The sequence below is a fragment of the Clostridium sp. CX1 genome, assembly GCF_025398335.1.
GTDB lineage: Bacteria > Bacillota > Clostridia > Clostridiales > Clostridiaceae > Clostridium_AM > Clostridium_AM tanneri.
In genome coordinates, this window is record NZ_JAODOO010000001.1 from 215,153 (window position 1) to 230,231 (window position 15,079).

Here is a 15,079-nt window from a genome sequence, read left to right on the forward strand (position 1 = left end):
TTACCGCAATTAAGATAGCCTTCTAAAATAAGTCAACGAAACTTTTTAGGAGGCTAAAACTATGAAATTTAATTTAATAGATATTGAACATTGGACCAGAAAACCATATTTTGAACACTATTTGAATTCTGTTAGGTGCACTTATAGCATGACAGCAAATATAGAAATAACAAATTTATTGCATGATATTAAACTTAAAAAACTTAAACTGTATCCAACACTTATTTATATCATTGCAACTGTGGTTAATAATCATAAGGAATTCCGCACTTGTTTTGATGAAAACGGTAATTTAGGATACTGGGATAGTATGAGTCCGAGCTATACTATCTTTCATAAGGATAACGAAACATTTTCAAGTATCTGGACAGAATACGATGAAAATTTTCCGTGTTTTTACAGTAAGTATTTTGATGATATTAAAAACTATGGGGACATTATGAGGTTTACTCCGAAATTGAATGAACCAGCTAATACATTTCCTATATCCTGCATACCTTGGGTGAGTTTTACTGGGTTTAATTTGAATATATATAATGATGGAAGATACTTAGTTCCTATTTTTACTATTGGTAAATATTTTGAACAGAATAATAAAATATTTATTCCTATGTCCATACAGGTTCACCATGCAGTTTGTGATGGTTACTATACCAGCAGATTTATTAATGAGGTACAAGAATTAGCAGTAAATTCTCAAACATGGTTAAGACATAAATAGACTATACTATTCTTATCTTATAAACTAAAATAAGGGAAGTCGGATGGCTTCCCTTAAAAATTGATTTATTTTAATCTCAACATCGCAATCACGTCAACTTAAAATGCGATGAAGAAATACTGTATTATTGTCGATTTGCCATTGTAAATTCAGGGTTTAGCTTATCCAGTTGTATCTTCCAACCTGATGATTTATAGATTTTATAGTCTGTAGTTACAGCCATGCATGAAACACCTGGTAAACTGTCTATAACTTTTAAACCTTTGTCTATGCCAGATACAAAAACAGTTTTAGTAAGAATATCTGCAAGCATATTACCGTCAGGAATATTACTATCTATAACTATAGTATCACTCATCACTCCATTGTCTGTTGGGTAGCCAGTGGCTGGATTTAATATATGATGATACCTCTTACCATCTTTTATAAAAAATCTCTCATAATCGCCAGATGTAGAGAGTGCCTGTTCTGACAAATTAATTATACCTAGGTAGTTTTGCTTATTATCCTTTCTTGGGTGCTGAATTCCAATTGTCCAAGGTGTACCATCTGGTTTCTTGCCAAGAGTATATATAGAACTTCCACCAAGACTTATGAGGGCACTGTTAACACTGTATTTTTCAAAAACTTTTATAACCTCATCGGCAGCAAATCCCTTGGCTATGCCACCTAAATCTATTGACATACCTTCCTTTAGTAGTTTAACACTATTATTCCCATCCATTATGCTGATATTACTGTATCCTACCAATGGTAATTTTGACTTAATTTCTGCATCTGTAGGTATTCTCTCATTATCAGTACCTATTCCCCAAAGTTTTATAAGCGGTCCTACAGTTATGTCAAAGGCTCCATTACTTAATTTAGAATATTTCACTGCGGTTTTAAGCATTTTAATAACTTCAGGATGTACCGTTACATACTCCTTACCTGCGGCCTGATTAATTTTACTTATGTCACTAGTCACTATGTTTGCACTAGCCATTTGTTCAATTTCATCCATTCTTGTAAAAGCTGCGTCTATAGCTTCACTAGCTTTGGGACCATAGGCTTTTATTTGGATAACAGTATCCATTTTTAAGGATGTTCTGTTAATTTCTTGATCTTTTTTTGAACATCCAGCAAAGAAAAGTGTTAACATAATGAACGTCATCATTATAGATATTCTTTTTATCATTCGTAATCCTCCATGAGATACTTTAAGAAATTCGATAGCTTATTTAATTATTTTATATTATTTTTTATTAATTTCATAGAATGTTTTTAATATCTTGCAGAGCTAAAACTTGAAATGAGAAGCTTGATATATAAAGTCACTGTAAAAATTAAACTTATAGTAGTTATTACACAGATAGATATGAAAACTCTAAATTTACTTATCTATATAACATTTATTTTGAATACATAAGTAACGGAACGGCCTTCCTCCCACCATCCAAAGATTGAATAGGTATATTCTCCATTTTCTACTGGGGCATTAAAAGAATTTTTATTTACCACTTGTTTAACTAAATTAGGATATAGTGGACCATCTTTACCTACTATTACTAAGTCTACAGCAGTTCTGCTTGGCTGTTTCCACGAAGTATTAAAATCAAATTTTATTTCTTCACCTTTTTTTACAGAAACAGTTTTAAGGTTTTTCGTTAAAACAAGTGGATTATCACCCATATGTGTAGCTCCTCCATTAGGTTTATCACACCAAGTATATTCATTTTTTATAGTTTCAATTTTGCTCTGATTATATGTAACCCTAATCTCAGGTGGTGACAACGGAATATGTTTTTTCGCAAGTCTAGGCCAAAACAATACAGAGACTAGCACTACTATTGTTGCAACAGTAAAATACTTTTTCAAAGTAGCCCCCCCTCAATTTCATTTAAACTATCAGATTCATCAATAAAACACTCTGCTGAAATAGTTACTATGTATAGTAATATTTCCATCTTCCCTAGCTAAACCTTTTCTTGTTTCTATTTTAAGGTGCTCCGCTTTTCCTGTCTACAATATTATACTAGCATCAGTCTAGGAGAAGGGATCTATGTTTAGTCTATGTTAAATATTGTAGTTTTTTATTCCCTTGATATATAATTGAATAAATGGGCACTTGTTATAAAGAAACAGATAAGCAGAAATATGTTCTTGAAAATAGACTAATATAGAAGGAGTTAAAAGATAAAGATTATTTAAGGAGTGATTCTATGAGGAAATGTATTGTAATAATGGGATAGTCAGAAAAGTAGTATAATATAAAGGAGAGAGTTAAATATGACTATTCCAAATTCAAACAAAGTATATCCAAGAAGCAACGATTACCAAACTATATATCTTAAAAACGTAATTACAAGAGATAATATAAAAGTTGGAGATTATACAATATATAATGATTTTTATAATGACCCAAGAGATTTTGAAAAAAATAATGTCCTATACCAATATCCTGTAAACAAGGATAAATTAATAATTGGAAAGTTTTGTTCAATTGCATGTAGAGCAAAGTTTCTTATGACCAGTGGAAATCACTCAATGAAATCACTATCTACTTACACCTTTCCAATATTTTATGAGGAATGGGGTTTAGACGTCAGCCATATAACAGATGCCTGGAACAATAAGGGAGATATTGTAATTGGAAATGATGTGTGGATAGGTTATGACGCTATAATTATGTCAGGTGTGAAAATTGGTGATGGTGCAATTATTGGAACCAGAGCAATAGTTACTAATGATGTTCCACCTTATACTATTGTTGGAGGCATACCTGCAAAAGTTATAAAGAAAAGGTTTAGTGACGATATAATTTTAAAATTATTAAAAGTTAAGTGGTGGAATTGGTCATACGAAAAAATTGAGGCTAATATTCAATACATTCAATCAGGAAATATTAATAAATTAGTTTAATGTCTTATGCTGGTGATTTTGAAAATGTTAATGAAAATCAGCTTTCGTAGAAAGCATTAAGTTTGAGTTTGTTTTCAAAGTTGAGCCAGCATTAGACCTTCTTCTCGAAATGAGGACTTCCAAGCAGGATAGCTCTATCAAACACACTGATATTCAGTGTTTCAAACTTTTGCTATGTAATATAAGGATATTCCGAACTGAAATTTTTAGATTATCTTTACTAAAATATAACTGACTATTATAATCCATATACATATTATAATACCCCCAGCAATCCAATTTTGGGGTTTACCCTCGCTAAAAATATTTTCTAACTGTTGTCTACATTCATTCATAATATTGCTTGGAATTAGTTTTATGGCAAAAGCAATACCCAGTGGCAATAAAATCAAATCATCAAGGTATCCTAAGATAGGTATAAAATCAGGTATTAGATCAATAGGACTTAAAGCATATCCTACTACTAATATTGAAACTAATTTCGCATAAAAGGGTACATCAGGTCGTTTATATGCAAAATATAACGCTCCAATCTCCTCTTTTATTTTTTTGGATTTTTGTTTAATTGTTGAAAACCAAATTCTAAATCTATCCTTTAATTTATTCTCCATAAAGCACCTCCAAGTTAAGCTGGATCTATGTCAATATATAGACATCAAAAGTTGAACGAATTATGCAGACTCCCTAGCCAAACCTTCTCTTTTCTCTATTTTAAGGTGTTCGGCTTTTCCTGTCTCAACGGTGTTCAGTGTACTCGAATTTTTGTGCCTCAATATACTTTTATTCCAACTCATATCCAATTGTTTCAAGCCAATTTATAACCTCTTCCGGTAGAGCGGTGCCGTTTATGGCAATACCAGGTAAAATTGTAGATTTTGAGCATTCTTTAGCTATATCATCTTCAATTTGGCAAAATCCACCGCCTCCATGAGTGCAAAAGGGAATTACTGTTTTGCCTGTAAAATCATGTTGTTTAAGAAAACTCATAACTGGCGGAGCTAATGTTTTAAACCAGTTAGGCGTGCCTATAAATATTGTTTGATAATCATCTATTGATTGGTTTCCAGATATTAGTTTAGGGCAAAACCCTCGAGCAATTTGGTTTCTTACTTCTTTAGCGGCGGTATTATAATCAAAGGAATAATTCTTATCAGGAATTAATTCTATTATAGTGCCACCAGTATGTTTTGCTATTTCTAGTGCTAAATTTTTTGTGTTTTGAAAGAGGGAATAATATACAATTAGTGTACTGTTCATATATGTTTTTTCTCCTTTTTATTAAATAACAATTAATCATAGTGCCTTACATTAAACACAGATGTTCACGTATCTTTTAAATTTCCCTTTAGATATATCACATTTATCAATAATTTTAAAACCAGAGGAAATAAGATATTCATCCAAGTCCTCATGGGAGAGGATAACAATCTTATCTGATATTCTACGGGCAGTTTTCATAATATCCACCTGCTCTTTAAGGGTAGTTGGAGAAAACAGCCCATAGGGAAGATCTACAATTGATACATCAAATTTCTCCTGAATATTATGCATATCACCATTAGTTATCACATTTTCATAGTCAAAGTACTGAAGATTTTTCTTTGCATTCTCTGCAATAAGGGGGTTAATTTCCCAGCCCTTAATGTTAATTCCCATATCAAGAGCTTCTAGCACCACTGTTCCTACGCCGCAGCAGGGGTCTACTACTGTGGATTTTAAATTATTAGCTACAGCTATATTTACGATAGCTCTGGAAACACGTACTCCTAAACCATTAGAGTATGAATAGGGTTTTCTATTATGATACTGCCAATTAAACTCATTAGCCTTATACTCTCCAAAAATCCATTTTCCATGAACCTTTATCACAGCTAGAAGTATTTCTGGAGATCGGAGATCTGCTTCTCCTTCTATATTCATTCCAATTTGAAACTCAATTTTACGTCTTTCCTCTAAGTGGAGAGTTTCATCGCCATAGTTTATATAACTAACTTTGAACCTTTCGTAAGATAAGTTATCAGCTTTCATCTGGGACAGAATGTCTTCCAGTGTGTTTCCTGTATAAATTATAGATATACACTGCTTTATAAAAGGACTTCTAGAAGGATCTACATAGTGATAAGAAAAAAAGTGTTTTATCTTTGGAATTTTGTTGAAAAGATATTTCATCTCCATTTGGCAGAGAGATTCTTCATCTTTATTGTGATTGATTATATAAAAGTAAGGTTTTATCTTTCCTAATTTATTACGTCTTGGGTTAGCGTTATTTTGTAAATTTTCTTTAATACTTAGTCTCTTTAACATATTTAAATACCTTTCTTTAAGAGTTTAGAAAAACAAAGGTACTAGCAGAAACAGTTAAAGCATCACCTTATGTACCAAATATTACTAAACAATTATTTCTAGTTTATATTATAAGTTTATTGAGGCTTAACTGTAAAGGTAAAAACATAGATTCGATTTTGAAATAGAGGACAGTAATCATCGCTATATTTTAAAATATAAGAAAATTATAAGTTCGATATTGTAGTAATAGAGTTAGTATTGATTTAAAATTATAATTTTTAGTTGATCAATGGACATATGTATCTGATTAGGCTTTTATACCATTCCAATATATTTCCCATGCTTCGTTAACCTCATCTTTACTTGGTATTTTGTTGGAAGCTATCAGTTCATAAATATATCCATTTAGATTCCTATAAAAGGTTTTCACTAAAGAGTCTGGAGTTAATTTTCTAAAAAGTTTATTTTGCAAGCCTTTATTGAATAATCCTATTATATAAGAACTAAAAATATCTACCCAATCCTCAAGTTTAGTTCCAGCTTTTTGTTGAACACCATGTGCTTCATATATGAAGTATCGAAATAAAAACTTGCTGTACTCATTGTTTTCTATAAAAAAGTCCATTGAGACACAAAATAAATTATACAACTGATTACTTACATCATCATCTAAAGGGTTTTCCAGGCAAGAATATGTTTTTTTTTCAAAGAGTGCTCTTGCCTCTCTGTGCAAGGTGGAAAATATCTCTTCTTTCGATTTAAAATAAAAGTATAATGAAGAGGACTTTATACCGACTTCACTGGCAATATCTCTTGTAGTAGTTTCAAAATAACCTCTCTCATTAAAGAGTTTTAGCGCAGTAAGCTTAATTTTTGATAGCGTATCTATTTCAACACTCATTCTTATTTCCACTCCTTCTATTATATTTTTGGTTTTATTTCTAGATTTGAGTTACTTTCATAGGAGTATCCATCTACTTGAGCCTGATAGTAGATTTATGATTCAGTATTATATTACCAATAACAATATAGTTTTGCAAAACACTTGCAGATATTCTCCTGTATTGCCTATTTAAAATTTACGTATTTAGTAATTACTAAGCTAAGTGTAAAAAGGATAATATTTAGTGTTTTTTTGGCCTTAGAAACTTGGATAATGTATAATTGACTACAATGAAAATCTCTGTTGAAACATTAAATAATAATATGATAATATGGTACTACGGTAGCTTTAATAAATGTTTCAAGATAGGCTATAAGTACAAGAGATTGACCTTAATAAGTGTAATTATTTACTAAATGATTGTTGAAAGGAGATATTTATGATTCCATCTTGATGCAGGAATCAAAGATATCTAATTTTTTAAAATACAATCTATCAAATGATAGGTAGGTTAAAATACCAAATAAAAAGTTAGGGGGAAATATATGAGTAAGTTTTTTAAAAGATTTAAAGTTAAGACAATAGTTGCTGCAATGATAGTATTATCTATACTCTCTATTGCAATTACGGATTTTTTAGGTTTAACAGGAATAAGTACTGTAAATAATAATATGGAAGATTTATACAAGGATAACTTAATAGGTATTACAAGACTTGGATCTGTAAGAAGCGATTTTATAAATATAAGACTAAATGCTGAAAAGGCCATGCTTAAATACGACAGCGTATATGTGGAGAATATTAAGGTTTATAATGAAAAACTAGAAGCTAGAATAAAACAATTTGAAGAGACTAAGCTAGATGAGTACGAAACTAATAAAACAAAAGAAATTCGAACTAGTATAAATGAATATATTAATACATGGGAAAAGATTAAGATGGAGATTGAAAATAAAGAAGAAATTTTAGGAGAAGATAGTAAACGGCTTGAAAGTTTAGGTAATAAGACTGAAAATATTATACTTGAATTAAGAGATTATAATGAAAAGCAAGCAGAAGAACTAAATTCAGCTAGTGAAAAAATATATCTTAATAAGGTTAAAGAATTGTTTTATACTGGAGTTGTAATCTTATTGCTTTTATCTTTAATAGGATACTCTATTATAAAGCTTATTGGAAACTCTATTAATGAAACTATTAATAACTTAGAATTAGTAGCATCTGGAGACTTAACAGCCTCTATACATTCAGATGAAAAGAATGAGTTTGCAACTATGAAGAAGTCTTTACGTAAAACAGTTGATAATATTAGAGAGATGATTAATGTTATAAAGAGCCAATCTTTAGACATACATGGAAAGGCTGAAAGCTTCAGTGCTATTTCCGAAGAAATGTCTTCGGTGTCTCAAAATATATCTACAGCTATTGAGGAGGTTGCTCAAGGTACAAGCACCCAATCGGAAGAAATAATAGATATAACAGTAATACTTGATGAATTTAATAAAGTTTTAGAAGACACTATAAATGTAATTACAGGAATATCTGCAGGTACAGGCAATATTGAAAGTATGGCAGAGGACAGTAACGTTAAAATGAATGACTTAATAGTCTCTATAAAAAATGTACATGAAGTATTCAATGATTTTTCTTTGAAAATAAGCAGCTTAGGTTTGAACGTTAATCAAATTAATCAAATCTTGAATCTTATAAATGAAATAGCAGATCAAACTAACCTTCTTTCACTAAATGCATCTATTGAGGCTAGCAGGGCAGGAGTGTCAGGAAGGGGTTTTTCAGTTGTAGCTGATGAAATTGGAAAACTTGCAGAACAAAGTAAAGTTTCCTCAGTGAATATTGCTTCATTAGTAAAACAGATTTCTACAGATACAAATACTATGATTGCTACTTCTGACAATTTAAAAAAAGAGTTATTTGAACAACTTAAAATCTCAGAGATTGCTATGGTGTCTTTTAACAACATAAAGGAATTAATTAATGACATGACCCCACAAATTAACAATGCAAATCTATCTATGAACTCTATAAAAGAGCAAAAGAACGCTATCATAGAAAAACTTGAGAGTGCCTCTGCTATTTCTCAGGAGGTATCGGCTTCTGCAGAGGAGGTTTCCGCAAGTACAGAGGAAATGAATGCCTCTTCTGAGGAAGTAGCAAGTGCTGCCTTGGAACTATCAGACATGACAAAGAAGATAGTTTCTTCTATGGAAAAGTTTAAGCTATAAAAACTTACCATTTAGAGTATAAATACTGAACGTATTGAATGAAGGTAACAGAGGAATCTAAAATATAATTGAGATGAAAAGATAAAAATGAATATTTTTAGAAGGGTACGGCTTGGACGTACCCTTTTGTTTTTCAGCTCATAATTTATATAAAACGTAAAAGTATTATACTATTTATTGTAATAATTATACAATTATGATAAGATTTAATTAAAGCAACCTATTACTTTTAGATATAATTGTACTTTTATGCAAATCAGAAGGAGGGAAGCCAGTATATAAACAATTTATCAAGTATAAAATGGGGGCAAATTTATGACTATTGAAAAATATCGTCATCCAATTCTTTTTTACATCTTAGCAACTCTAATTCCATGGATATCCTGGTTTACCGCTGGGTACATAAGTCACATTACTCCTAGCAATAACTTGAATATCTTGGTAGCTAGCATACTTGGAATAGTTGGGTTAATTAGTCCAATGATAATAGCCTTTTCTATGATTCTACCGGATAAAGAACTAAGGGCTGATATACTGGAGAGGTTCTTTAGTTTTAAAAAAATAAAGCCTATTTATATTTTTGCAACATTCTTTCTTATGCTTGCAAGTATTCTTCTTGCTCAAGTGGTTTCTTTACTTTTCGGTTATAGTTCAGATCAATTTAAACTATCAGGCGTGTTTTCATTTTCAGCAGGGGTTTTCCCAGCATGGTTTATGCTTCTAATAGCTCCAGTATTAGAGGAGTTAGCATGGCATACTTATGGTACAGATTGTTTACGGAAACGTTTTAGTTTGATAAGTACCTCTCTTATGTTTGCAATCTACTGGGGTATGTGGCATTTTCCACTTTCATTTATTAAGGATTATTATCAAAGCAATTTAGCGGAATCAGGCTGGATATATTCCTTGAATTTTGTGGTTAGTCTCATACCCTATGTTCTGTTAATGAACTGGTTATACTACAAGACAGGACGAAATATCTTAGTAGCAATTATATTTCACATTACAGCAGGGTTCTTTAACGAAATCTTCTTAACACATCCCGACAGTAAAATTATACAAACAGTATTGCTGCTTGTATTAACAATTTTCATAGTGATAAAGGATCGTGACTTCTTTTTTCAGCGAGACTATCCAATTTGATTATCATTAATAGGTGATTAATTTAGCTTACTTTGACAGGGGTATGTACCCAGTCTGAGATAAAGTTACTTTGGAAGGTTGACAAGTTATGAAAAAAGCATTAGAATTAAATGTGAAAAGTTAAGTGAAAAATGCACTTTAATTTGGTCCTGTGAGGCCAGGAAGAGGTATGGATATGAATAAGTTTTTTTGTTATGCAGAAAAAAGGTTAATACAAGTACAATTAAATAACATGAATGTATTGGGTAATAGGGAGATTATTTTTTAATTAAGTAATCTTCTTATTACCCTTTTATTTTGTGAGCAGGTAAAAATTACTAATAATAGTTTACATAATTAAGTTACTTATAATTGTAAACTGAAGATACAACTACCTACTTGCAGTGAAAGGGCCTTCGTAAGCATAAAGTGTATTTTTACTATAAATTTTAAGGGAGGTCTATGAAAATGAAAGCAAAACTTATACTAGAAAATGGAACAATATTTGAAGGAACTGCCTTCGGATATCTAAAGGATACCGTTGGTGAAGTGGTATTTAACACAGGAATGACAGGTTATCAAGAAATTCTTACGGACCCATCTTATTATGGTCAAATCGTAACGATGACCTATCCTCTTATAGGTAACTACGGCATAAATCTAGAGGATATGGAATCAAGCTCACCAAAGGTAAAAGGTTTTATAGTGAGAGAATTATGTAGTGCATCTAGCAATTTTAGATCGGAGTTAGAACTTAAAGACTACTTAAAGCAGAATAAAATCATAGGCTTACAGGGAATTGATACAAGAGCTTTAACTAAAACTTTGAGAAACAGCGGCACTATGAAGGGCATAATTACCTTGGAAGATCAATCTTATGAGGATATCAAAAATAAATTACAGACTTTTTCAAATAAAGATGCAGTAAACAATGTCACTGTTAAAGAAAAGTATGTAATAGAAAGAGATGGAAAGCATATTGCCATTATAGATTTTGGAATAAAACAAAATATAATACGCTCCTTCCTAGAGAGAAATTGTAAAGTCACAGTTTTTCCTGCAGATACAAAGCCAGAGGAGATTTTAAGCATAAATCCAGATTTGATTTTTTTATCAAATGGTCCTGGAGATCCAGAAGATTTAACAGAAGTGGTAGAAAACATAAAAACACTTATTGGGAAAAAACCAGTTGTAGGGATATGTCTAGGCCATCAGCTTTTAGCTTTAGCTCTTGGAGGAAGCACTTCAAAACTGAAATTTGGTCATAGAGGCTGCAACCATCCTGTTAAGGATTTAGAAAAAAATAGAGTTCATATAACTTCTCAAAATCACGGATATTTTGTGGACAGAGTTCCTGAGGATATGGAAGTTACCCACAGAAGCTTAAACGATGAAACGGTGGAAGGAATGAAACATAAAAGCTTGCCTATATTTTCTGTGCAGTTCCACCCAGAAGCTTGTCCAGGTCCTAAGGATAGTGATTATATATTTGATAGATTCATGGAATATGCAATATAGATAAGTATTATATTAAGAAGTATTATATTAAGCATTTCAGGAGGTAGTTTGTATGCCATTAAATAGAGAGATAAAAAAAGTTTTAGTTATAGGTTCTGGTCCAATAATAATAGGTCAAGCAGCGGAGTTCGATTATTCGGGAACACAGGCCTGCCAGGCTTTAAAAGAAGAAGGAATAGAGGTTATTTTAATAAACAGTAACCCAGCCACTATAATGACGGATAAGGAGGCTGCAGATAAGGTTTATCTAGAACCTTTAACAGTAGAATTTGTAGAAAAGGTTATAGCAAAGGAAAGACCGGACAGCCTTCTTACAGGAATGGGAGGACAGACTGGATTAAACTTGGCAGTAGAGCTTTATGATAAAGGGATATTACAAAAATATGGAGTAAAGGTAATAGGAACTTCTATTGAATCTATAAAAGAAGGGGAAGATAGAGAACTCTTCAGAAACATGATGAATAGAATAAACCAGCCTGTTATACAAAGTGAGATAGTAACAGATATGGACGGCGGAAGAGCCTTTGCCAATAGAATAGGCTATCCAGTTATAGTTAGACCAGCCTATACCTTAGGAGGAACTGGCGGCGGAATAGCTAATAATGAAGAAGAGTTAGAGCAGATACTGCCAATGGGACTTCAGTTAAGTTCTATAGGTCAGGTACTTCTTGAAAAAAGCGTTAAGGGTTGGAAGGAAATAGAGTATGAAGTTATGAGAGACAGCTTTGGAAGCTGCATCACTGTATGTAACATGGAAAATATAGATCCAGTGGGAATACACACAGGAGATAGTATAGTAGTAGCACCTAGTCAAACTCTATCTGACAAGGAATACCAAATGCTTAGAAGTGCATCCATAGATATAATAAATGCAGTAGGTATAGAAGGAGGCTGCAATGTGCAGTTTGCTCTTAACCCAGAGTCCTTCGAGTATGCAGTTATAGAGATAAACCCTAGAGTCAGCCGTTCCTCTGCCCTAGCATCAAAGGCAACAGGATATCCTATAGCAAAGGTTGCAGCAAAAATAGCTTTAGGTTATGGTTTAGATGAGATAAAAAATGCAGTTACAGAAAAGACTTACGCCTGCTTCGAACCATCCTTAGATTATGTAGTGGTGAAAATTCCTAAATGGCCTTTTGATAAGTTCCAAGGAGCAGACAGGGCTTTAGGCACAAAGATGATGGCAACAGGAGAGATAATGGCTATAGGAAGCAATTTTGAAGCAGCCTTCTTAAAGGGAATACGTTCTTTAGAAATAGGAAAATACTCCTTAGAGCATAAAAAGTTTAGAGAACTAAGTATAAGAAAATTAAAAGAAAAAGTTATCACTCCAGATGATGAAAGAATCTTTGCCCTTGCAGAAATGCTGAGAAGAGATTATAGAGTGGATAAAATTGCAGAAATAACAGGAATGGATAAATTCTTTATAGAAAAGTTTAAATGGATAGTACAGGAGGAACAGAGGCTTAAGCTAAGCAAGATAGAGGATTTAGATAAAGAATGGTTCTATAAATTAAAAAGAAAGGGCTTTTCTGATAAGGGGATTGCAGATATGCTGAAGGTAAGCCCAGAGGATGTTTATAGACTTAGAACTATATTAGGCATAAAGCCAGTGTATAAAATGGTAGATACCTGTGGAGGAGAATTTGAAGCACTTTCACCATACTATTATTCTACTTATGAAAGCTATGATGAAGTAGAGGTTTCTAAAAATAAGAAAGTGATAGTTATAGGTTCTGGGCCAATAAGAATAGGACAGGGTATAGAATTTGACTATGCTTCAGTGCATTGTGTAAAGGCCCTAAGAAAATCAGGCATAGAGACAATAATAATAAATAACAATCCTGAAACGGTAAGTACAGATTTTAATATATCAGATAAGCTATACTTTGAACCTCTTACAGAGGAAGATGTATTAAACATAATAGAAAAGGAAAATCCTTATGGTGTAATTCTTCAGTTTGGAGGACAAACCGCTATAAAGCTGGCTAATTTTTTAAAGGAGAAGAATATAAAAACCTTGGGAACAACAGCAGACCAAATTGACATGGCTGAGGATAGAGAAAAATTTGATGCTCTTTTAGAAACTTTAGATATAGCAAGACCTAAGGGTAAGGCTATCTGGACTATAGAAGAAGGATTGGAAGAAGCGAGAAGATTAGATTTTCCAGTGCTTGTACGACCTTCCTATGTATTAGGGGGACAGGGTATGGAAATAACCTATGATGAAAAGGAGTTAAGCTACTACCTGTCCAATGCCTTTGCAAAGGATAGGAAAAATCCTATACTGATAGATAAATATTTGATGGGAAGAGAGATAGAAGTGGATGCCATATCTGACGGAGAAGATGTTTTAATTCCTGGTATTATGGAACATTTAGAGAGAGCAGGAGTACACTCAGGAGACAGCATAACCATGTATCCAACTCAAAATGTAAGCAAGGAAATAAAAGAAAAAATATTAGAGTACACTAAAAGACTTGCACTGGGAATAGGAATAAAGGGAATGATTAACATTCAGTTTATAGAATATAAGGGACAGCTTTATGTTATAGAAGTAAATCCTAGGGCTTCAAGAACCGTGCCTTATATAAGCAAGGTAAGTAAAGTACCTATAGTGGAAATTGCTACAAGAGTTATGCTAGGAGAAAAGTTAAAGGACTTAGGTTATGGCATAAATATTTATAAGGAACCAGAACTAATATCTGTAAAGGTTCCTGTATTCTCAACACAAAAGCTTCCAAAGGTAGAAGTTTCTCTAGGGCCAGAGATGAAGTCCACTGGAGAGGTACTTGGAGTTGGAAAGACCTTGGAGGAAGCTCTTTATAAAGGATTTGTAGGAGCAGGTATGTTTACTGATAAGAAGATAGGCAATATATTAGCTACTATAAATGACCATGATAAAAAAGAGTTTTTACCTATGGCAAAGGAGCTTAATAAATTAGGCTTTAAGTTTGTGGCTACTAAAAATACAGCAGCACTTTTAAGAGCTGAAGGTATAGAGGTAAAGGAAGTTAGAAAGCTTAAGGAGGATCATCCCAATATAATTGACGTCATCAAGAATAAGGAAGTAGATTTGGTGGTGAATACTCCAACTAAGGGTAATGATTCAAAGAGAGATGGATTTTGTATAAGAAGAGCAGCTATTGAGAGAAATATAGGTGTTATAACGGCACTGGACACTTTCAAGGCTATGGTTGAAGTTAAAGTTAAGGGAATAAGCTATGAAGAACTAGAGGTTTATGATCTAGTTAAGTAATTTAAGTACCACTGATGTGGCAGGAGGAAAATATATTTTTCCTCACTGCTGTGTCGGTGGTATTTAATTTTAGTCTATATTTGATGAATAACATAAGGATATGTGGAAATATTTACACAAAAACTGTTGCAACATACAACTGTTTT

General features: G+C 32.4%; 12 protein-coding genes. 6 read left to right on the plus strand and 6 right to left on the minus strand.

The features are described from left to right. The first annotated feature begins 61 nt into the window (after positions 1-61). Positions 62-721 carry a type A chloramphenicol O-acetyltransferase gene (catA, locus tag N4T77_RS00965; protein ID WP_261669838.1) on the plus strand — a complete coding sequence of 220 codons (660 nt, stop codon included), beginning with the start codon at positions 62-64 and terminating at the stop codon, positions 719-721. A 124-nt stretch (positions 722-845) separates the two neighbouring features. Here catA and N4T77_RS00970 read toward each other — a convergent pair whose 3' ends face one another. Next, positions 846-1,898, minus strand: coding sequence for an FAD:protein FMN transferase (locus N4T77_RS00970; RefSeq protein WP_261669839.1), 1,053 nt, complete (start codon positions 1,896-1,898; stop codon positions 846-848). Positions 1,899-2,101: 203 nt separating this feature from the next. Beyond that, entirely contained in the window at positions 2,102-2,578 is a 477-nt protein-coding gene (locus N4T77_RS00975; RefSeq protein WP_261669840.1) for a hypothetical protein, read from the minus strand. A 411-nt stretch (positions 2,579-2,989) separates the two neighbouring features. Here N4T77_RS00975 and N4T77_RS00980 point away from each other — a divergent pair, with 411 nt between their 5' ends. Continuing rightward, positions 2,990-3,622 carry a CatB-related O-acetyltransferase gene (locus N4T77_RS00980; RefSeq protein WP_261669841.1) on the plus strand — a complete coding sequence of 211 codons (633 nt, stop codon included), beginning with the start codon at positions 2,990-2,992 and terminating at the stop codon, positions 3,620-3,622. A 206-nt stretch (positions 3,623-3,828) separates the two neighbouring features. On the opposite strand, the gene N4T77_RS00985 is transcribed toward N4T77_RS00980, so the two are convergent. The 4 genes from N4T77_RS00985 to N4T77_RS01000 form a co-directional block, all read right to left on the minus strand. After that, complete coding sequence (locus tag N4T77_RS00985; RefSeq protein ID WP_261669842.1) at positions 3,829-4,233, minus strand: YkvA family protein; 405 nt, start codon at positions 4,231-4,233, stop codon at positions 3,829-3,831. A 169-nt stretch (positions 4,234-4,402) separates the two neighbouring features. Then, on the minus strand, positions 4,403-4,879 hold the full coding sequence (locus N4T77_RS00990; protein ID WP_261669843.1) for a flavodoxin: 477 nt from the start codon (positions 4,877-4,879) through the stop codon (positions 4,403-4,405). A 51-nt stretch (positions 4,880-4,930) separates the two neighbouring features. After that, entirely contained in the window at positions 4,931-5,926 is a 996-nt protein-coding gene (locus tag N4T77_RS00995) for a TRM11 family methyltransferase (RefSeq protein WP_261669844.1), read from the minus strand. A gap of 289 nt (positions 5,927-6,215) precedes the next feature. Beyond that, positions 6,216-6,809: a TetR/AcrR family transcriptional regulator gene (locus N4T77_RS01000; RefSeq protein WP_261669845.1), complete on the minus strand. Its 594-nt coding sequence runs from the start codon at positions 6,807-6,809 to the stop codon at positions 6,216-6,218. A gap of 527 nt (positions 6,810-7,336) precedes the next feature. On the opposite strand from N4T77_RS01000, the gene N4T77_RS01005 reads away from it, so the two are divergent. From N4T77_RS01005 to carB, 4 genes are all read left to right on the plus strand, one after another. Further along, entirely contained in the window at positions 7,337-9,034 is a 1,698-nt protein-coding gene (locus N4T77_RS01005) for a methyl-accepting chemotaxis protein (protein WP_261669846.1), read from the plus strand. 315 nt (positions 9,035-9,349) lie between these two features. Next, positions 9,350-10,177: a CPBP family intramembrane glutamic endopeptidase gene (locus tag N4T77_RS01010; RefSeq protein WP_261669847.1), complete on the plus strand. Its 828-nt coding sequence runs from the start codon at positions 9,350-9,352 to the stop codon at positions 10,175-10,177. Positions 10,178-10,624: 447 nt separating this feature from the next. Further along, positions 10,625-11,674: a carbamoyl phosphate synthase small subunit gene (locus N4T77_RS01015; RefSeq protein ID WP_261669848.1), complete on the plus strand. Its 1,050-nt coding sequence runs from the start codon at positions 10,625-10,627 to the stop codon at positions 11,672-11,674. 52 nt (positions 11,675-11,726) lie between these two features. After that, a complete protein-coding gene (gene carB / locus N4T77_RS01020) occupies positions 11,727-14,933 on the plus strand; it encodes a carbamoyl-phosphate synthase large subunit (protein ID WP_261669849.1) in 3,207 nt (1,068 codons plus the stop codon). The last annotated feature ends 146 nt before the right edge of the window (positions 14,934-15,079 follow it).

What these genes read in the sequence shown, in the direction of transcription:
- N4T77_RS00970 (WP_261669839.1), bottom strand. Translation starts at nt 1,898, where the DNA reads ATGATAAAAAGAATATCTATAATGATGACGTTCATTATGTTAACACTT.
- N4T77_RS00985 (WP_261669842.1), bottom strand. Translation starts at nt 4,233, where the DNA reads ATGGAGAATAAATTAAAGGATAGATTTAGAATTTGGTTTTCAACAATT.
- N4T77_RS01015 (WP_261669848.1), top strand. Translation starts at nt 10,625, where the DNA reads ATGAAAGCAAAACTTATACTAGAAAATGGAACAATATTTGAAGGAACT.
- N4T77_RS00980 (WP_261669841.1), top strand. Translation starts at nt 2,990, where the DNA reads ATGACTATTCCAAATTCAAACAAAGTATATCCAAGAAGCAACGATTAC.
- carB (WP_261669849.1), top strand. Translation starts at nt 11,727, where the DNA reads ATGCCATTAAATAGAGAGATAAAAAAAGTTTTAGTTATAGGTTCTGGT.
- N4T77_RS01010 (WP_261669847.1), top strand. Translation starts at nt 9,350, where the DNA reads ATGACTATTGAAAAATATCGTCATCCAATTCTTTTTTACATCTTAGCA.
- catA (WP_261669838.1), top strand. Translation starts at nt 62, where the DNA reads ATGAAATTTAATTTAATAGATATTGAACATTGGACCAGAAAACCATAT.
- N4T77_RS01000 (WP_261669845.1), bottom strand. Translation starts at nt 6,809, where the DNA reads ATGAGTGTTGAAATAGATACGCTATCAAAAATTAAGCTTACTGCGCTA.
- N4T77_RS00995 (WP_261669844.1), bottom strand. Translation starts at nt 5,926, where the DNA reads ATGTTAAAGAGACTAAGTATTAAAGAAAATTTACAAAATAACGCTAAC.
- N4T77_RS00990 (WP_261669843.1), bottom strand. Translation starts at nt 4,879, where the DNA reads ATGAACAGTACACTAATTGTATATTATTCCCTCTTTCAAAACACAAAA.
- N4T77_RS01005 (WP_261669846.1), top strand. Translation starts at nt 7,337, where the DNA reads ATGAGTAAGTTTTTTAAAAGATTTAAAGTTAAGACAATAGTTGCTGCA.